Origin of the sequence: Bacillus sp. FSL K6-2971 (genome assembly GCF_038006405.1) — a bacterium.
Taxonomy (GTDB): Bacteria; Bacillota; Bacilli; order Bacillales; family Bacillaceae; genus Bacillus; species Bacillus pumilus.
In genome coordinates, this window is the sequence record NZ_JBBOVD010000001.1 from 632,203 (window position 1) to 650,687 (window position 18,485).

Consider the following 18,485-nt stretch of genomic DNA (forward strand, 5'->3'; position numbering starts at 1 on the left):
TTTATCCTAGTTTTAGGATTTCTTAAAAAGGGAGTAGTTGCCATGGTGCAGCATGAACATGAATTAGACTTAAGGCTATTCCGCGTGTGGATGAAAGCCTATCAAGCTCTTTTTACAAATATTCAAACAGACATTGAACGTTATGATATCGGATTTGAAAACTTTCAGATCCTTGAATTGCTCTATAGTAAGGGGCCACATCCCGTCCAAAAAATCAGCGACATCCTGTCAATCCCAAGTGGAAGTATGACATATGTCGTGAACAAACTAGAAAAACAAGAGCTCGTGAAAAGGCAATGTGCGCCCTCTGATAAACGTGTATTTCATGTATTACTGACGGAAAAAGGAAAGCAATTGTTTGACGACATTTTTCCTAAACACACAGATGTCATTTCACAAAACCTATCCTTTATTGAAAAAGAAGAAAAAGAACAGCTCATTGAATTACTAAAAAAAATTGGTTTAGGTGCAGAACAACTTCACGAAAAGGGGAAACAAGATGACACTCAGCTTTGATACATTGGTACGTGAAAGACGATCCGCATCAAATTTTTTGCCAAATATCTCGATTTCAAGAGAAGAGCTTAACAGCATTTTTGAAGAGGTCAAAATGGCACCATCTGCTTTTAACTTACAGCACACACAATATGTCGTCGTCCAAACAGAAGGTCTCAAAGAACAAGTAAGAGAAGCCGCATTTGGACAATATAAAGTGCATTCCGCCTCAGCAGCGATCATTGTACTGGGAGACCCAAAGGCTTATCAGCAAGCGGCGAACATTTATGAAGGTCTGAAAATGCTTGGCATTTTAAACACGCAGCAATACGAAGAAATGGTCAGAGAGACGATGAGCTTTTATGAACAGAGAGGAGCGGATTTTCAGAAAGAAGAGGCAATCCGCAATGCTTCATTATCTGCGATGCTATTTATGCTCGCCGCCAAAAACAAGGGCTGGGACACGTGCCCAATGATCGGCTTTGACCCTGAAGCAATGAAAAAGGTGCTCAACATCGATTCGGATTTGGTTCCTGTGTTAATGATCACACTAGGAAAAGAAAAAGTAGAGAGCAGACAACCGAGAGGCTACCGAAAGCCTGTCTCTGAATTTGTGACATATTTATAAGATAGGGGGTTCCACTCATGGAACTAGGAATTAGTACATTTGTAGAAACAACACCTGATTTTCAAACAGGAAAAACAGTCAGTCACGCACAGCGTATTCGAGAAGTAGTAGAAGAAATTATTTTAGCAGATCAAGTCGGTCTCGATGTATTTGGCGTAGGTGAGCATCATCGACAAGATTTCGCTGCATCGAATCCCGCTGTTGTCTTAGCGGCTGCAGCAACACAGACAAAGAATATCCGCCTGACAAGTGCAGTGACAGTCCTTTCATCAGCAGATCCTGTTCGTGTCTTTCAGGATTTTGCAACGCTAGATGGACTATCAAACGGGCGTGCAGAAATTATGGCAGGTCGTGGTTCATTTATTGAATCATTCCCGCTCTTTGGCTATGACCTTGATGACTATGAAGAATTATTTGAAGAAAAACTCGATTTGTTGCTCAAATTACAGCAGTCTGAGCGAGTTACATGGAGCGGAAAGCATCGCCCAGCTATCCAGGATGTTGGGGTGTACCCAAGACCTGTTCAAGATCCGCTTCCAATTTGGATCGGCAGTGGGGGAAACCGTGAATCTGTCGTACGTGCTGGATTATTGGGACTGCCTTTAGTACTTGCCATCATTGGCGGAAGTCCTAGACAGTTCGCACCGCTTGTACAGCTGTACAAGCAAGCGGCAGTGCACGCTGGACATGACCCTGAGAAATTAACCGTGGCGTCACATTCGCATGGGTTTGTTGCGGAAGAAACAGAACTGGCAGCAGACCAATTCTTCCCTTCCACACAGCATGTGATGAACACATTAGCAAGAGAGCGAGGCTGGGGACCATATACTCGTTCTACATTTGATGCAGCGAGAACGTTAGAAGGCGCGCTGTATGTAGGAGATCCAGATACCGTGGCAGAGAAAGTGATTCACCTTAGAAAAAATGTGGGAATCACGCGTTTTATGCTTCATGTACCGGTTGGTTCAATGCCGCATGATCAAGTATTAAAAGCCATTGAGCTATTTGGAAAAGAAGTCGCTCCTAAAGTAAGAGAAGAGGTTGCCCGCTGGGAAGCAGAGCAAGCATAACGAAAAAGGTCGATCAAGTGAATAGGCTTGATCGACCTTTTTGATGCTTAAGGATCGATGACACAAGGTTTCACTGTAGGGCATGAAGCAGCAGAAGCAAGTGGTGTGGTCGTCAAGGTGAAGAGGAAAACAAGTTGAAAACAGATGAGCCATTTTTTCATGAAATCACCTCCGTTCACAATTGTTTGACGGAATGAGATGAGGATAAAAGCATAGAAGTATAAAACACTCTCTATCCAACATAAGACAATCATATCATAATTTTCAAAAAAATGAAAAAATATCTTATATAAGTACTGAATTATGGTATGGTTATTATGTTCTACAAAAAAAGGGAGGGATTTTTTTATGAAAAAGGTCATGTCTTCTGTTTTGGTTGGAGCAATTGTCTTAACGGGTGCTGGGGTCACAACTACTCCAGTGGAAGCAAAGGAGCAAACAAACAGTGAAATAACGGCTCAGGCCAGTCGAACTGTTTCAGTAACAAGAACATATACGACATCAAACATCCCAGAAAGTATTGTATATGCAGAGGATGGCTGGGTCGGTATTTTAAAACAAACCTCTATTAAAGAATTAGGATTAGGAAAATATAGTGTCACATTTACTGGAACAGTGGTACGCGATCCAGGATTTAATTAAATAAAATGCAAAGCTGACAGGTGGACAAGCCTGTCAGCTTTTTTCATGAGGATAATAAAGAATCATTTGCAGCCGTACCATTTGTTCTCCGGTTTGTTTATATGCATGCGTACGGTCCGCTTTAAAACGAATGGAGTCGCCGGCTTTTAAGCTGTATTGCTCATCACCAATCGATACATCAAGCGTCCCCTCAAAAACAGTGATCAATTCCTCTGTCCCGCCAATGTGTTCATTTGCATGCAGCGACCCGCCAGGATCAATTTCTACTCGGTACACTTCAAATTTCCCCCGGTCATCAAAAGGAAAAGTCGTATATACGCGATATCGCCCATCATCTTCCGTTAAAATCTGTGCATCTTCATTGCGTACTACTTTGATTTCAGGCTGTGGTGCGTGAATGAGCTCACTAAAAGATACCTTTAATCCGTTGGCGATTTTCCATAAAGTCGTGATGGTAGGGGTTGATTCTCCTCTTTCAATTTGTCCAATCATGGTTTTGCTGACACCAGTTAATTCTGCCATCTTTTCGAGGCTTAATTTCTTTTGGTTTCTAAGAAGCCTCACATTTTTAGAAATAATCGATTGTACATCTTCCATGAAAAAAACTCCTTTCTCTATTTACTTTATAAAGACCAAACGTTACAATAAAGCGTAACATGCGCAATAAAGTAATTAAAGTCTTAATAACGTACAAGGGAGGCGGCAACTATGATTCTTTCTATGTTGATCTATGCTTTTGTGAGCAGCTTTACCCCAGGGCCAAACAACATCATGGCCATGGTTTTTACGAATAAATATGGGGTCAAGCAAACATTTCGATTTTGTTTAGGTGTGGGTATCGGATTTCTCGTTATTTTGTGTTTGAGTTGCTTCTTTAATATCATTCTCTATCAAGTGATGCCGAAAATAGGCTGGGTCATGGCGTTCATCGGAGCTGCATACATGATTTATTTAGCGGTCAAAATCATGAAAAGTAAAGGCGGGGATGACGAAACACTTGATCGCTACAATCATTTTATCCCTGGTATGATGCTGCAATTTATCAACCCAAAAGCGATCTTGTATGGATTGACTGTGATTTCAACATTTGTTTTGCCATATGGACAATCGAATATGCAGTATGTCATATGGACGCTGATTCTCGCACTTATTGGATTTCTCGGTACATTTAGCTGGAGCTTATTTGGTTCTTTGTATAAGCGCTTTTTGACTGCTTATGAAAGACCGTTCCAGTATGTCATGGGGCTGCTTCTAATATACAGTGCGATTTCAATGGTATGGGGCTATGTGATGTAAGTAGTCAGAAGCTTGGCCGCTGCCTGCCCATCACAACAGTATTGTAATAAAGTCCATCTGCCAGACGTTTATCCTTTTTTAATACCCCTTCAATCAGAAAGCCATGGTGCTCATATAACCGAATGGCTTTTTGGTTCGTTTCCAGCACTTGAAGTGACATCTTCTGGATGCCTTGCTGATCAGCCCAGTCAATAGAAGCGGCTAAAAGCTCTTTGCCAATGTGATAGCCCCAAACATTCTTTTGAATGGCGACCCCAAAAGTCACTTTGTGAGCAGAGCGCTTGAGTGAATGTCCCTCACATCTGGAGAAACCAACAATTTCTCCTTCAATATCAGCGACCAAAAATAAATGCCTGTTTTTTTTGGTGTCATCTTGAATCAACACCTCAAAATCTTTTTCATGAAGAAAGGCTTCGCCTGGTTCACGGTCTAAATATTCTGTTTCACCATCAATTTTCAGTCTGAGCGCTGATAACTGCTTGGCATCGCCAATTGCAGCAGACCGAATACGATAGGTCAAACCACGAACGGTGAATATGTTTTCAGAGATCATCATAGAACACCAACCCTTCTTTCTATTATGTCTATCATACTTGAAACGTGTACATAGCAGGTGAAAGCTTTTAAGTCTGTCTTATAGATCATTATTTTTTAATCCAGCTGACCCTGGCTGGATTTTCATGATTTAGACTGAGAACTTAAATAGGCTTCTCTCACAACTGTTAAAAAGTGGTCAGCGACGGTTGATGTTTCATCTTGTCTCCATGAAACATATAAATTTACTTTTGGTGTAGTTTCTTGGATTTTTCTATAAACAACCCCTGAGCGTTTTACGCTTTCTACTGAGGATGGAACCACAGAGATTCCCATTCCTGCAGCAACTAAATTCACAATCGTATGCATTTGAATAGCTTCCTGAACTACGTTTAAACTTATGCTATTTTCCCAAAAGTAGCTGATAATTAAATCATAAAATGCTGCACCTAGATGACGTGGAAACATGATAAATGGTTCATTGGCTAATAAATGAATTGGAACTTTGGGAAATGAAGCTAAAGGATGATTTTCTGGCAAAACCAAGCTTAATGATTCCTCACAACAAATTTCTGAGGTAAGTATCTTATTATTTTGGTTAGAACGAATAAATCCTATTTGAATTTCTTTCTTATATAGTGCTTTTAACTGCTGTTCTGTAGCCATTTCACATAAGACAAGATGGATGTTAGGGAAACTTTCTCGAAACCTTTTAATAATATCAATCACAATATCAGTAGAATCAACGAAACCGATCGTTAAATGACCTATTCTTCCGTCATCTGCAAGCTGTGTTGCTTTAATCGTTCTATCTACTTGAAGAAGCGTACGGCGGGCTTCTTCTAAAAATACTCTCCCCGAATCTGAAAGTTCAACCTGTCTTCTCGTTCTATGAAAAAGCGTAACACCTAACTCTTCTTCTAATTTGCGGATTTCTTGACTTAATGGAGGCTGTGCCATTTTAAGACGTTCAGCTGCCCGGCTAAAATTTAGTTCTTCAGCAACCATGATAAAATAACGTATTTGTCTCAGATCCATTTTTTATGCCCCCTATAAATTTAAACTTTGCTTATTGTGTAATTGATTACGAAGGATTGTGATTAAACAGTTTTGCGCTTTTTTTATGGAAATATTTTTAATTATATAAAATATATATATATTTATCTGAATATATATATTATACATATTAATGACCTCTTTTTATAATGAAAGTATTCTTTCAAAAGGAGGGCATTATTATGGAATATAGTAAACTTGGAAATAGTGGATTAACAATTAGTAAACTTGCATACGGAAATTGGATTAATCATGGTGGTAAGATAAATGAAGAAACTGCCCATGATTGTGTGAAAGCTGCTCTTGATGTTGGTATTACGACGTTTGATACTGCTGATGTTTATTCAGACACCAAGGCTGAAGAAATACTAGGCAGGTCTTTAAAAGGGATCCGGCGGGAGAGCATTGAACTATGTACAAAAGTATGTCATCCAACCGGTGCTGGGAAAAACGATAGAGGATTATCACGCAAGCATATTTTGGAAAACTGTCATGCCTCTTTGCGACGTTTACAAACGGATTATATTGATATTTACTATGCACACAGGTTTGATCCAACTACACCTCTGGAAGAAACGATGTTAGCTTTCGCAGATCTAGTAAGACAGGGTAAAGTGAACTATATTGGTGTAAGTGAGTGGACAGCAGAACAAATTACTCGAGGGGCAGCGCTTGCACGAGAGCTAAAAGTCCCCCTAATTGCCAGCCAACCTCAATACTCCATGTTATGGAGAATCATTGAAAGTGATGTAATACCGACCTGTCAGCGCGAAGGACTTGGCCAGGTAGTATGGTCGCCTTTGGCCCAGGGAATCCTTACTGGAAAGTATCTCCCAGGAAAATCACTTCCGACTAATTCGCGTGCTAACTCACCTGCTGGAAAACCTTTTTTTAAAAACCTTGCTCAACGCTGGATGAATAATAATACCTTAGAGGCGATCCAAAAGCTTAAGCCCATCGCACAAGAGGTTGATCTTACTCTCGCTCAGCTTGCAATAGCATGGGTACTGCAAAATCAGAACGTTTCTGCAGCAATTATCGGTGCATCTAGTCCAGAACAGGTGAGGGAGAATGCTTTAGCATCTGAGGTGAAAATTGAAACTGATATGATGAATCAGATTGACGAAATTCTAGGTGATCTTGTTGAGTACGATCAGAGTAAAACAGGTTAAAGCTTTTAAGTCTATCTTATAGATCATTATTTTTAATCCAGCCGACCTTGGCTGGATTTTCTTGTTGCTGTAGTTTCTTGGATCGCACACTCAGATGTTTTGTATCTGTGAAAAAGGCTAAATGAATAGTATCAAACGTGGAGGTGGAACAAATGAGTGAAGAAAAAGGACATATGGATAAAGCGAAAGGAAAAACAAATCAAGCCAAAGGTCAATTGAAAGAGAAGCTTGGCGAAGCAACAGATCATCAAAACCTGAAAGCAGAAGGGGAAAAGGATCAAGCCAAAGGAAAGCTTCAAGATAAAAAAGGGGATTTGAAAAATCACCTGAACCAGTAAATCCGAAAACATGGCACTGCTTCATGTCTCCATCATGACATGTCTTTCATCAATAAAATGAATAGATGTGTGAAAAGAATTGATTATACGCGCTCGCTATCATCATGTAGACTTGAGACAGAAGACATGATCAAGGGAGATGGTTGAGATGAAGCAAGTGTGGGAGAAAGTTGACGAGTATATCACAGACAAGTTGATTCCTAAAGATGATGTTTTGGAGCAAGCTCTTACTCATAATAAGCAAGCAGGCCTGCCAGAAATTGATGTGTCACCAGCTCAAGGGAAAATGCTTTATTTATTAGCAAAAACCAAGAATGCAAAGCGCATTTTAGAGATCGGGACACTCGGTGGATACAGTACCATTTGGTTGGCGCGTGCTCTTGAAGAGGATGGAGAACTCATCACATTAGAGGCTGTCAGCCATCATGTACAGATTGCGCAGCAAAACATTAGCAGAGCGGGCTTATCGGAACGGGTGAGCATTTTGCAAGGAAAGGCATTGGATACGCTACCTCAGTTAAAAGAGAGGGATGTGCTTCCGTTCGATTTGATTTTCATTGATGCAGATAAACCGAACAACCCGAAATATCTAAAGTGGGCGTTACATTTCTCGAAAAAGGGAACAGTCATTATTGCAGACAATGTCGTCAGAAATGGAGCAGTCGTTCATGACTCTGATGGGGATGAGCGAGTGCAGGGAACTCGTGAATTTTTCAATTTACTCAAACAAGAGTCAAGAATAGAGGCTACAGCCATTCAAACTGTTGGTGAAAAGGGTTACGATGGATTTGTATACGGAATCGTAAAATGAAACAAAGCTTAACCACATGCGGTTAAGCTTTTTCTTTTAAAAAAACCATCTGGCAGTCCCCATCAGCATGACGCCTACAAGAACAGTAAGTGATAAGCTCTTTGTCCAAACAGCGATCACGACGGTCGGAACCAAGACAGCAAGGTACATCCAGTGAATGGTGACACCTGTTGTATTATGAATGAACAAATGCTCTGCAATCAAAGCCGTAAAGATACAAATGGGAATAAACGATAACCACTTGAGCACCACTTCAGGCAGCTCGATACTTCGTACAAATATAAAGGGAACGACCCTTGGAATCACAGTGACAATCATACAGCCGAGAATGAGCCACATCATAAAACTGCTGATCATTTATCTGTCACCACCCCAATGGTTGCGACAATCATGGTGGCTAACAGAACAGCCACGTGTGATGGAACAAAATGAAGCAGGGCAAACATCGCAACGACCATATACAAAACAAGTGACAGGCGATGGGTTAATTTACTTTTAGGCACAGTTTGCAAAGAAAGAACCAGCAGTGCAGCAAACATAGCGGAAAGGGCAAAATCAAGACCAAGTGCTTCAGGATTTGAGATCCAGTGTCCAAAAATGCCGCCAAGTATACAGGCAGCAATCCAGCACAAATAAGCCGTTATGTTCAGCCCGTGCATCCACCGGTTATTCAGCTTTCCATGCTGAGCTAATTTATTCATGGCTACGCCAAAGGATTCATCAGTCAGCAATAGACCGAATCCAATATTTTGTTTTAAAGAGTAGCGTGTAAAATGAGGAGCCAGCGTCAGGCTTAGTAATAAATGACGCAGATTCACAATAAATGTAGTGAGAATAATAGCGGAAAGGGGGCTTCCCGTGACAAGCAGTGCACAGATAATAAACTGTGAAGCACCTGCGTAAATAAAGATTGCTAGAAGCGCAATGTCCCATAGGCTCAACTGTGCGCTAATTCCAACAATTCCAAAGGCAAACCCGATACTCATATAACCAAGCAGGGTTGGCACACAATCTTTTATTCCCTCGAGAAATGGTTCGTGTTCCGTGCCGGGAATATGTTTTCTAGCTTCAATATCCAACGACCTCTACTCCTTTTCTGCGTGACGACCTATAGTTTTACTTACTATATGAAAACGAATTTAGCATGTCAATAGCCCCTTATCTTCTATTATATAAAGAAAAAAGGTGCAAAAAGGATTGAAGTCATCCAGAATCTGTTATAAAGTATCAGAAAATAAAAAAATTGGAGTGACGACAATGCTGTGCAAACCTTTGTTTGAACATGATGTTCCAAATGCCCTCCGTCCATAACGGAGAGTGATCTCCGTTTGTGGATATGGTATTCAAAATATCCAATAACGGAGGGAAAATGATGAATGAAAAATATATAGGCGCCCTTTACCTAGCAATCGCAGCAAGTATTTGGGGCGGCATGTACGTTGTTGTCAAAGTAACAGTAGCAGTTGTCCCGCCACTTGAGCTCGTCTGGATGAGATATGCTGTAGCAGGAGTCGTTTTGGTGTTCACCATTTGGCGCTTGGGCTATTCCTTTCGCTTAGATAAAAAAGATATCCCACTTATGGTGTTGATTGGGCTGATCGGAAATTTCCTTTCAATCGTGACCCAAGAAATTGGGACGATGTATACCTCTGCACAAATGGGGGCTGTTATTACATCTGCAACTCCTGCGTTTATGGTGCTGTTTGCTTTCTTTCTATTAAAAGAAGCCATGACTGTTCGAAAGTGCGCATCCATCCTGCTTGCTACAGCAGGTGTATGGCTCATGATTGGACCAGTTGCAGTACAGACAGATGAATTTGTTGGTGGTCTTTCATTGGTCTTCGCTGCTTTAACATGGGCGCTGATGTCTGTTTTACTCAAACGTGTTCCAGGAAAGTACCCTCAGGTGGTGACAACCACATATGCGATCATCATTGCATTCATTGTTTTAACACCGCCTGTATTATTTCGTTTACCTCACCTAGAAGTGGAACAGATGGCAAGGCCGGAGATTTGGGGCGGTATTCTTTATCTAGGCATCATCTCAACAGCTCTAGCATTCTTTTTATGGAATAGAGGGCTACAATTAATGGATGCCTCAAGCGGCGGTTTGTTCTTTTTCTTTCAACCGATCGTAGGTGCCGTTCTTGGCTGGCTGCTTTTGGGAGAAGAAATGGGATTACGCTCATTCATTGGCATTCTATGTATCTTTGCAGGTGTCTATACTGTGCTGCGTCAAAAGGAATAAAAGAAGATGTCCCTTGTAATAGGGGGCATCTTCTTTATAAATGAGAGATTGAGAGAGGATGGAGGGAAATAGGATGATACAATTTCCACAATTACAAAAAGGACAAACAATTGGCGTCACAGCACCTTCCTCAGGTGTACAGCCGTCTTTGCATGACATGTTTCAGCTCTCATGCGAGCGAATGAAAAAAAGAGGCTATGATGTCATATGTGGAGATACGGTATGGCACCAGGAAAAGGCAAAATCAGCTCCTGCCGTAGAACGAGCAAAGGAGCTTCAGTACATGATGACTTGTGATGAGATTGATCACATCATCCCGCCATGGGGAGGGCAGCTTCTTATGGAAGTGCTAGAGCACCTTGATTTCTCATCGATGCAAAAAAAGTGGATTCTTGGTTACTCAGATACGAGTGCACTCCTGCTGGCGTTGACATTCAAAACAGGCATTGCCACTGCGCATGGGCCGAACCTAGTAGATCTTCAGGGAGAAGAGCTTGATCAAACGACTGTCATGTGGGAAGACGTACTTTCAACAAAAGGGGAAATGGACATCAGCCAATATTCTTCATCTATGTATCAAAAGGAATGGCAGTTTGACAATCCGATTGAACATGTTTTTCATTTAACAGAACCGACCGCATGGCATACGGTTGATCGACAAGAAAAGATGGTAAAGGGGAGGCTAATGGGCGGCTGTATTGATGTCATACGCCACTTAGCGGGGACGCCTTTTGGAGACGTCAAAGCTTTTCAAAAAACATTCTTAAAAGATGAACCAATTCTCTGGTACTTCGAAAACTGCGAATTAAATGCTGCAAGCGTGAAGAGATCACTTGTTCAATTACAACTAGCCGGGTGGTTTGACCACTGTTCAGGTATTATGTTTGGGCGAAGTGCAGTAGATGTGCCTGTGGAAGGATATGAATATCAGGATGTATATGAAGAATTACAAAAGGAATTACAAATCCCCATTTTTTACGATATAGATTGTGGGCATGTCCCGCCGCAAATGACGCTGATTAATGGCGCATATGCAGAAGTGCAGCTGCAACCTCAAGGCAAAGCAGTCCTAAAGCAATCATTTTTATCATAAGAAAAGGAAAGGGGAAGCCCATTCCTTTTGTCTTCTTTTCAGCTCAGCGTGATAGAAAACCTTTGAAGTCTAGGAAGGACGAGTACCGGAGCGGAGCGAATTTGACATTCGTGAGCACCGGCACACAGACCTGACAAAGAATGCGAGGGTTTGTCTACACGCTGAAGGAAAGGGGAAGCCCTTTCCTTCATATAACACTACATTCCTTTTGTTTCTTCACCTGCTTTTGGAACTTCCCAAGCAGACTCGCGGAATACTTTTTCCCATTTCGATACGACAATACATGCAACGGCATGACCTGGAACATTCACACCTGTTCGTGCCATATCCATAATTCGGTCAACACCGGCGATAATGGCGACGCCTTCTGCTGGAAGACCTACTGCATGGGCGGTTGCCAAAAGTACGACGAGTGAACCGGATGGCACCGCTGCAATCCCTTTACTCGTTAACACAAGAACAAGCATCATCAAAAGCTGCTGTGACAAACTCATGTCGACACCAAACGCTTGTGCAAGAAACACACAGGAAACCGATAAATATAAACTGGACCCATCACAATTGAGAGAAAGACCAGATGGAATGACAAAGGAGACAATTCTTTTCGGACAACCGTATTTCTCCATTCGTGACATAAGCTGAGGAAGGACAGTTTCTGTACTTGTAGTAGAGAAGGCAACCAAGAACAAATCCCAAATCATTTTTAAAACTTCGAAGTAGTTAAAACGGAAGATCAGTGCGACTAGAGGGAACAAAGCAAAGAGAATAATGAATAATCCTAAAAATACAGTCCCAACAAGCTTCATCATTGGGATTAATAACACAATGCCATATTGACCAACGGAAGCAGCCATTAATGCAAGCACTCCAATAGGTGCTGTCACCATGACCATCTGCGTTAGCTTAAACATAATTTGTGCCACTGATTCAAAGAAGGTGAGAACAGGAGCGGATGCCTTACCGATGCCGCTTGCGGCTACACCAAATAATATGGCGAAGAAAATGACAGCAAGTAAATCATTTTGAGCCATGACATCGACGATATTCGTTGGAATGATATCGAGTACCATTTGTTTAAAGTCGACGACTTTCTGCGTATAACCGTCTAATTCACCAATATCTTTCTTAGCTAATTTAGAGAAATCAAGGCCAACGCCAGGCTTTAGAACATTAGCCAGCAATAGACCAATTCCTAGAACGATGGTTGTGATGACCTCAAACCAAATGATCGTCTTTAATCCTAGGCTTCCCATTTTCTTCATACCACCACTGCCAGCTGCACCAATAACAATGGTAGAGAAAACGATAGGAACAACGATCATTTTAATCAACCTGATGAATCCATCTCCAATTGGCCTGAGAGCCATCCCGAAGTCAGGAAAGAAATGGCCGATAAGAGCTCCTATCACCAAAGCGATCATGATTTGAAAAGCGACGAACTTTTTCATCATCTCCTACCCCCTTTAAATGCTTGGAAAATTTTAAGAATTTTCCAATAAATAAAAATTCTATGTGACCATGTTTTGTCCTCCTTTGGATTTAGAAAGATTTTATTTAAGAATCATTGGAATTATGAAGAAAGGGAAGAAAATAGGGCTATTGCATCTCTATTTATCTAAGGAAAAACCACTTCTTAAAAAATATGAAACTTTTTCAGAAAAATGTATTGACCCTTTTATATGATCCATGGTATATTTTTAATCGTCGCTGATGACGTATTTGAAACAAAGACATTCAAACACATGCGATAAACAAATCTCAAAAAGATGTTGACTTGATAAAAACGATATGTTAAGATAATTAAGTCGCCTGATTAAGCGCCCGTAGCTCAATTGGATAGAGCGTTTGACTACGGATCAAAAGGTTAGGGGTTCGACTCCTCTCGGGCGCGCCAATACAAACCACGCGGGTGTAGTTTAGTGGTAAAACCTCAGCCTTCCAAGCTGATGTCGTGAGTTCGATTCTCATCACCCGCTCCATTTTTTGAAATATGATCTTTGAAAACTAAACAAGACAAAACGTACCTGTTAATTCGAGTTTTTATAAAAAAATCCTATGTTATATCATAGGTAGTCAGTCAAACGCTGACGAGGCAGGAAATGATCACATGCTAAGTTCGCTACATCGTGTAGCAACGCATGTGTGATATGCATCCTGCATACCTCGGAGAGTTTGATCCTGGCTCAGGACGAACGCTGGCGGCGTGCCTAATACATGCAAGTCGAGCGAACAGAAGGGAGCTTGCTCCCGGATGTTAGCGGCGGACGGGTGAGTAACACGTGGGTAACCTGCCTGTAAGACTGGGATAACTCCGGGAAACCGGAGCTAATACCGGATAGTTCCTTGAACCGCATGGTTCAAGGATGAAAGACGGTTTCGGCTGTCACTTACAGATGGACCCGCGGCGCATTAGCTAGTTGGTGGGGTAATGGCTCACCAAGGCGACGATGCGTAGCCGACCTGAGAGGGTGATCGGCCACACTGGGACTGAGACACGGCCCAGACTCCTACGGGAGGCAGCAGTAGGGAATCTTCCGCAATGGACGAAAGTCTGACGGAGCAACGCCGCGTGAGTGATGAAGGTTTTCGGATCGTAAAGCTCTGTTGTTAGGGAAGAACAAGTGCGAGAGTAACTGCTCGCACCTTGACGGTACCTAACCAGAAAGCCACGGCTAACTACGTGCCAGCAGCCGCGGTAATACGTAGGTGGCAAGCGTTGTCCGGAATTATTGGGCGTAAAGGGCTCGCAGGCGGTTTCTTAAGTCTGATGTGAAAGCCCCCGGCTCAACCGGGGAGGGTCATTGGAAACTGGGAAACTTGAGTGCAGAAGAGGAGAGTGGAATTCCACGTGTAGCGGTGAAATGCGTAGAGATGTGGAGGAACACCAGTGGCGAAGGCGACTCTCTGGTCTGTAACTGACGCTGAGGAGCGAAAGCGTGGGGAGCGAACAGGATTAGATACCCTGGTAGTCCACGCCGTAAACGATGAGTGCTAAGTGTTAGGGGGTTTCCGCCCCTTAGTGCTGCAGCTAACGCATTAAGCACTCCGCCTGGGGAGTACGGTCGCAAGACTGAAACTCAAAGGAATTGACGGGGGCCCGCACAAGCGGTGGAGCATGTGGTTTAATTCGAAGCAACGCGAAGAACCTTACCAGGTCTTGACATCCTCTGACAACCCTAGAGATAGGGCTTTCCCTTCGGGGACAGAGTGACAGGTGGTGCATGGTTGTCGTCAGCTCGTGTCGTGAGATGTTGGGTTAAGTCCCGCAACGAGCGCAACCCTTGATCTTAGTTGCCAGCATTTAGTTGGGCACTCTAAGGTGACTGCCGGTGACAAACCGGAGGAAGGTGGGGATGACGTCAAATCATCATGCCCCTTATGACCTGGGCTACACACGTGCTACAATGGACAGAACAAAGGGCTGCGAGACCGCAAGGTTTAGCCAATCCCATAAATCTGTTCTCAGTTCGGATCGCAGTCTGCAACTCGACTGCGTGAAGCTGGAATCGCTAGTAATCGCGGATCAGCATGCCGCGGTGAATACGTTCCCGGGCCTTGTACACACCGCCCGTCACACCACGAGAGTTTGTAACACCCGAAGTCGGTGAGGTAACCTTTATGGAGCCAGCCGCCGAAGGTGGGACAGATGATTGGGGTGAAGTCGTAACAAGGTAGCCGTATCGGAAGGTGCGGCTGGATCACCTCCTTTCTAAGGATATATGGAGCAGTGTGCGTTTTCGTCTTGTTTAGTTTTGAAGGATCATTCCTTCAAGACATGTCTCTAGCGAGACAGGATTGTTCTTTGAAAACTAGATAACAATAAGTAATACATTCACATTGAATGCAATGCAAAGTTCATCACACATAGTGATTCTTTCTAAAGTAAGAAATGGTTAAGTTAGAAAGGGCGCACGGTGGATGCCTTGGCACTAGGAGCCGATGAAGGACGGGACGAACACCGATATGCTTCGGGGAGCTGTAAGCAAGCTTTGATCCGGAGATTTCCGAATGGGGAAACCCACTGCTCGTAATGGAGTAGTATCCATACTTGAATACATAGAGTATGAGAAGGCATACCCGGGGAACTGAAACATCTAAGTACCCGGAGGAAGAGAAAGCAAATGCGATTCCCTGAGTAGCGGCGAGCGAAACGGGAACAGCCCAAACCAAGAGGCTTGCCTCTTGGGGTTGTAGGACACTCTATACGGAGTTACAAAGGAACGATATAAGCGAAGAGGTCTGGAAAGGCCCGCCAAAGAAGGTAACAGCCCTGTAACTGAAATGTTGTTCTCTCCAGAGTGGATCCTGAGTACGGCGGAACACGTGAAATTCCGTCGGAATCCGGGAGGACCATCTCCCAAGGCTAAATACTCCCTAGTGACCGATAGTGAACCAGTACCGTGAGGGAAAGGTGAAAAGCACCCCGGAAGGGGAGTGAAATAGATCCTGAAACCGTGTGCCTACAAGTAGTCAGAGCCCGTTAAAGGGTGATGGCGTGCCTTTTGTAGAATGAACCGGCGAGTTACGATCCCGTGCAAGGTTAAGCAGAAGATGCGGAGCCGCAGCGAAAGCGAGTCTGAATAGGGCGCATGAGTACGTGGTCGTAGACCCGAAACCAGGTGATCTACCCATGTCCAGGGTGAAGTTCAGGTAACACTGAATGGAGGCCCGAACCCACGCACGTTGAAAAGTGCGGGGATGAGGTGTGGGTAGGGGTGAAATGCCAATCGAACCTGGAGATAGCTGGTTCTCTCCGAAATAGCTTTAGGGCTAGCCTCAAGGTAAGAGTCTCGGAGGTAGAGCACTGATTGGACTAGGGGCCCCTACCGGGTTACCGAATTCAGTCAAACTCCGAATGCCGATGACTTATCCTTGGGAGTCAGACTGCGAGTGATAAGATCCGTAGTCGAAAGGGAAACAGCCCAGACCGCCAGCTAAGGTCCCAAAGTATACGTTAAGTGGAAAAGGATGTGGAGTTGCTTAGACAACCAGGATGTTGGCTTAGAAGCAGCCACCATTTAAAGAGTGCGTAATAGCTCACTGGTCGAGTGACTCTGCGCCGAAAATGTACCGGGGCTAAACGTATCACCGAAGCTGCGGACTGTTCTTACGAACAGTGGTAGGAGAGCGTTCTAAGTGCTGTGAAGTCAGACCGGAAGGACTGGTGGAGCGCTTAGAAGTGAGAATGCCGGTATGAGTAGCGAAAGACGGGTGAGAATCCCGTCCACCGAATGCCTAAGGTTTCCTGAGGAAGGCTCGTCCGCTCAGGGTTAGTCGGGACCTAAGCCGAGGCCGAAAGGCGTAGGCGATGGACAACAGGTTGATATTCCTGTACCACCTCCTCACCATTTGAGCAATGGGGGGACGCAGGAGGATAGGGTAAGCGCGGTATTGGATATCCGCGTCCAAGCAGTTAGGCTGGGAAATAGGCAAATCCGTTTCCCGTGAAGGCTGAGCTGTGATGGCGAGCGAAATTTAGTAGCGAAGTTCCTGATTCCACACTGCCAAGAAAAGCCTCTAGCGAGGTGAGAGGTGCCCGTACCGCAAACCGACACAGGTAGGCGAGGAGAGAATCCTAAGGTGATCGAGAGAACTCTCGTTAAGGAACTCGGCAAAATGACCCCGTAACTTCGGGAGAAGGGGTGCTTCTTAGGGTGTTAAAGCCCCGAGAAGCCGCAGTGAATAGGCCCAGGCGACTGTTTAGCAAAAACACAGGTCTCTGCGAAGCCGTAAGGCGAAGTATAGGGGCTGACGCCTGCCCGGTGCTGGAAGGTTAAGAGGAGCGCTTAGCGTAAGCGAAGGTGCGAATTGAAGCCCCAGTAAACGGCGGCCGTAACTATAACGGTCCTAAGGTAGCGAAATTCCTTGTCGGGTAAGTTCCGACCCGCACGAAAGGCGCAACGATCTGGGCACTGTCTCAACGAGAGACTCGGTGAAATTATAGTACCTGTGAAGATGCAGGTTACCCGCGACAGGACGGAAAGACCCCGTGGAGCTTTACTGCAGCCTGATATTGAATGTTGGTACAGCTTGTACAGGATAGGTAGGAGCCTTGGAAACCGGAGCGCTAGCTTCGGTGGAGGCATCGGTGGGATACTACCCTGGCTGTATTGACCTTCTAACCCGCTGCCCTTATCGGGCAGGGAGACAGTGTCAGGTGGGCAGTTTGACTGGGGCGGTCGCCTCCTAAAATGTAACGGAGGCGCCCAAAGGTTCCCTCAGAATGGTTGGAAATCATTCGCAGAGTGTAAAGGCACAAGGGAGCTTGACTGCGAGACCTACAAGTCGAGCAGGGACGAAAGTCGGGCTTAGTGATCCGGTGGTTCCGCATGGAAGGGCCATCGCTCAACGGATAAAAGCTACCCCGGGGATAACAGGCTTATCTCCCCCAAGAGTCCACATCGACGGGGAGGTTTGGCACCTCGATGTCGGCTCATCGCATCCTGGGGCTGTAGTCGGTCCCAAGGGTTGGGCTGTTCGCCCATTAAAGCGGTACGCGAGCTGGGTTCAGAACGTCGTGAGACAGTTCGGTCCCTATCCGTCGCGGGCGCAGGAAATTTGAGAGGAGCTGTCCTTAGTACGAGAGGACCGGGATGGACGCACCGCTGGTGTACCAGTTGTTCTGCCAAGGGCATCGCTGGGTAGCTATGTGCGGACGGGATAAGTGCTGAAAGCATCTAAGCATGAAGCCCCCCTCAAGATGAGATTTCCCATTCCGCAAGGAAGTAAGATCCCTGAAAGATGATCAGGTTGATAGGTCTGAGGTGGAAGCGTGGTGACACGTGGAGCTGACAGATACTAATAGATCGAGGACTTAACCTATATTCTAATGTGAAGCTTGAACATTGTTATCTAGTTTTGAGAGAACATTCTCTCCATCAGGTTTGGTGGCGATAGCGAAGAGGTCACACCCGTTCCCATACCGAACACGGAAGTTAAGCTCTTCAGCGCCGATGGTAGTTGGGGGTCTCCCCCTGTGAGAGTAGGACGCCGCCAAGCTTGTTATATTTATATCGTCGCGGGGTGGAGCAGTTCGGTAGCTCGTCGGGCTCATAACCCGAAGGTCGCAGGTTCAAATCCTGCCCCCGCAACCAAATTATTT

16 protein-coding genes, 3 tRNA genes and 3 rRNA genes are annotated in these 18,485 nt (G+C 44.3%); 16 read left to right on the forward strand and 6 right to left on the reverse strand.

The window, feature by feature from the left end; translation table 11 throughout:
• Window positions 1-42: 42 nt before the first annotated feature.
• The 4 genes from MHI33_RS03215 to MHI33_RS03230 all read left to right on the forward strand — a co-directional run bounded on the left by MHI33_RS03215 (window position 43) and on the right by MHI33_RS03230 (window position 2,835).
• Window positions 43-516 carry a MarR family winged helix-turn-helix transcriptional regulator gene (locus MHI33_RS03215; protein ID WP_065097488.1) on the forward strand — a complete coding sequence of 158 codons (474 nt, stop codon included), beginning with the start codon at window positions 43-45 and terminating at the stop codon, window positions 514-516.
• On the forward strand, window positions 500-1,123 hold the full coding sequence (locus MHI33_RS03220) for a nitroreductase family protein (RefSeq protein ID WP_003214133.1): 624 nt from the start codon (window positions 500-502) through the stop codon (window positions 1,121-1,123). Before MHI33_RS03215 ends, MHI33_RS03220 begins: the two co-directional genes overlap by 17 nt.
• Before the next feature lie 17 nt (window positions 1,124-1,140).
• Window positions 1,141-2,193, forward strand: a complete 1,053-nt coding sequence (locus MHI33_RS03225; protein ID WP_044140609.1) for an LLM class flavin-dependent oxidoreductase — start codon at window positions 1,141-1,143, stop codon at window positions 2,191-2,193.
• Window positions 2,194-2,541: 348 nt separating this feature from the next.
• A complete protein-coding gene (locus tag MHI33_RS03230) occupies window positions 2,542-2,835 on the forward strand; it encodes a hypothetical protein (RefSeq protein WP_044140610.1) in 294 nt (97 codons plus the stop codon).
• Window positions 2,836-2,868: 33 nt separating this feature from the next.
• Here the strand turns inward: MHI33_RS03230 and MHI33_RS03235 are convergent, their stop codons facing one another.
• Window positions 2,869-3,432 carry a helix-turn-helix domain-containing protein gene (locus MHI33_RS03235; RefSeq protein WP_340909075.1) on the reverse strand — a complete coding sequence of 188 codons (564 nt, stop codon included), beginning with the start codon at window positions 3,430-3,432 and terminating at the stop codon, window positions 2,869-2,871.
• Between the two features lie 111 nt (window positions 3,433-3,543).
• On the opposite strand from MHI33_RS03235, the gene MHI33_RS03240 reads away from it, so the two are divergent.
• Complete coding sequence (locus tag MHI33_RS03240; RefSeq protein ID WP_065097486.1) at window positions 3,544-4,131, forward strand: LysE family transporter; 588 nt, start codon at window positions 3,544-3,546, stop codon at window positions 4,129-4,131.
• 4 nt (window positions 4,132-4,135) lie between these two features.
• Here the strand turns inward: MHI33_RS03240 and MHI33_RS03245 are convergent, their stop codons facing one another.
• Together MHI33_RS03245 and MHI33_RS03250 are read right to left on the reverse strand one after the other, a co-directional pair.
• Window positions 4,136-4,687, reverse strand: a complete 552-nt coding sequence (locus tag MHI33_RS03245) for a GNAT family N-acetyltransferase (protein ID WP_340909079.1) — start codon at window positions 4,685-4,687, stop codon at window positions 4,136-4,138.
• A gap of 122 nt (window positions 4,688-4,809) precedes the next feature.
• Window positions 4,810-5,703, reverse strand: coding sequence for a LysR substrate-binding domain-containing protein (locus tag MHI33_RS03250; RefSeq protein WP_034620209.1), 894 nt, complete (start codon window positions 5,701-5,703; stop codon window positions 4,810-4,812).
• A gap of 200 nt (window positions 5,704-5,903) precedes the next feature.
• Here MHI33_RS03250 and MHI33_RS03255 point away from each other — a divergent pair, with 200 nt between their 5' ends.
• The 3 genes from MHI33_RS03255 to MHI33_RS03265 all read left to right on the forward strand — a co-directional run bounded on the left by MHI33_RS03255 (window position 5,904) and on the right by MHI33_RS03265 (window position 8,042).
• The gene (locus tag MHI33_RS03255; protein WP_340909081.1) at window positions 5,904-6,893 is read left to right on the forward strand and encodes an aldo/keto reductase family protein; all 990 of its coding nucleotides are present in this window, start codon (window positions 5,904-5,906) and stop codon (window positions 6,891-6,893) included.
• Between the two features lie 152 nt (window positions 6,894-7,045).
• Complete coding sequence (locus tag MHI33_RS03260; protein WP_065097483.1) at window positions 7,046-7,231, forward strand: CsbD family protein; 186 nt, start codon at window positions 7,046-7,048, stop codon at window positions 7,229-7,231.
• 148 nt (window positions 7,232-7,379) lie between these two features.
• Window positions 7,380-8,042, forward strand: a complete 663-nt coding sequence (locus MHI33_RS03265) for an O-methyltransferase (RefSeq protein ID WP_340909085.1) — start codon at window positions 7,380-7,382, stop codon at window positions 8,040-8,042.
• Between the two features lie 36 nt (window positions 8,043-8,078).
• On the opposite strand, the gene MHI33_RS03270 is transcribed toward MHI33_RS03265, so the two are convergent.
• Both MHI33_RS03270 and MHI33_RS03275 read right to left on the reverse strand, forming a co-directional pair.
• Window positions 8,079-8,399: an AzlD domain-containing protein gene (locus MHI33_RS03270; RefSeq protein ID WP_111913392.1), complete on the reverse strand. Its 321-nt coding sequence runs from the start codon at window positions 8,397-8,399 to the stop codon at window positions 8,079-8,081.
• On the reverse strand, window positions 8,396-9,121 hold the full coding sequence (locus tag MHI33_RS03275) for an AzlC family ABC transporter permease (RefSeq protein ID WP_340909090.1): 726 nt from the start codon (window positions 9,119-9,121) through the stop codon (window positions 8,396-8,398). Before MHI33_RS03275 ends, MHI33_RS03270 begins: the two co-directional genes overlap by 4 nt.
• A 293-nt stretch (window positions 9,122-9,414) precedes the next feature.
• Between MHI33_RS03275 and MHI33_RS03280 the strand changes: the two genes are divergently transcribed.
• On the forward strand, window positions 9,415-10,290 hold the full coding sequence (locus tag MHI33_RS03280; RefSeq protein ID WP_065097481.1) for a DMT family transporter: 876 nt from the start codon (window positions 9,415-9,417) through the stop codon (window positions 10,288-10,290).
• 73 nt (window positions 10,291-10,363) lie between these two features.
• Entirely contained in the window at window positions 10,364-11,383 is a 1,020-nt protein-coding gene (locus MHI33_RS03285) for a S66 family peptidase (RefSeq protein WP_340909093.1), read from the forward strand.
• A gap of 197 nt (window positions 11,384-11,580) precedes the next feature.
• On the opposite strand, the gene gltP is transcribed toward MHI33_RS03285, so the two are convergent.
• A complete protein-coding gene (gene gltP, locus MHI33_RS03290) occupies window positions 11,581-12,831 on the reverse strand; it encodes a glutamate-aspartate/proton symporter GltP (RefSeq protein ID WP_034666069.1) in 1,251 nt (416 codons plus the stop codon).
• Window positions 12,832-13,200: 369 nt separating this feature from the next.
• Between gltP and MHI33_RS03295 the strand changes: the two genes are divergently transcribed.
• The 6 genes from MHI33_RS03295 to MHI33_RS03320 all read left to right on the forward strand — a co-directional run bounded on the left by MHI33_RS03295 (window position 13,201) and on the right by MHI33_RS03320 (window position 18,477).
• A tRNA-Arg gene (locus tag MHI33_RS03295) sits at window positions 13,201-13,277 on the forward strand.
• Between the two features lie 11 nt (window positions 13,278-13,288).
• Window positions 13,289-13,362 (forward strand) — tRNA-Gly (locus tag MHI33_RS03300).
• Window positions 13,363-13,543: 181 nt separating this feature from the next.
• A 16S ribosomal RNA gene (locus MHI33_RS03305) occupies window positions 13,544-15,092 on the forward strand.
• Between the two features lie 182 nt (window positions 15,093-15,274).
• Window positions 15,275-18,205, forward strand: a 23S ribosomal RNA gene (locus MHI33_RS03310).
• Between the two features lie 61 nt (window positions 18,206-18,266).
• Window positions 18,267-18,382 (forward strand): 5S ribosomal RNA (gene rrf / locus MHI33_RS03315).
• The 16S, 23S and 5S rRNA genes sit together here with 3 tRNA genes alongside, the layout of an rRNA operon.
• A gap of 18 nt (window positions 18,383-18,400) precedes the next feature.
• Window positions 18,401-18,477, forward strand: a tRNA-Met gene (locus MHI33_RS03320).
• Window positions 18,478-18,485 lie beyond the last annotated feature (8 nt).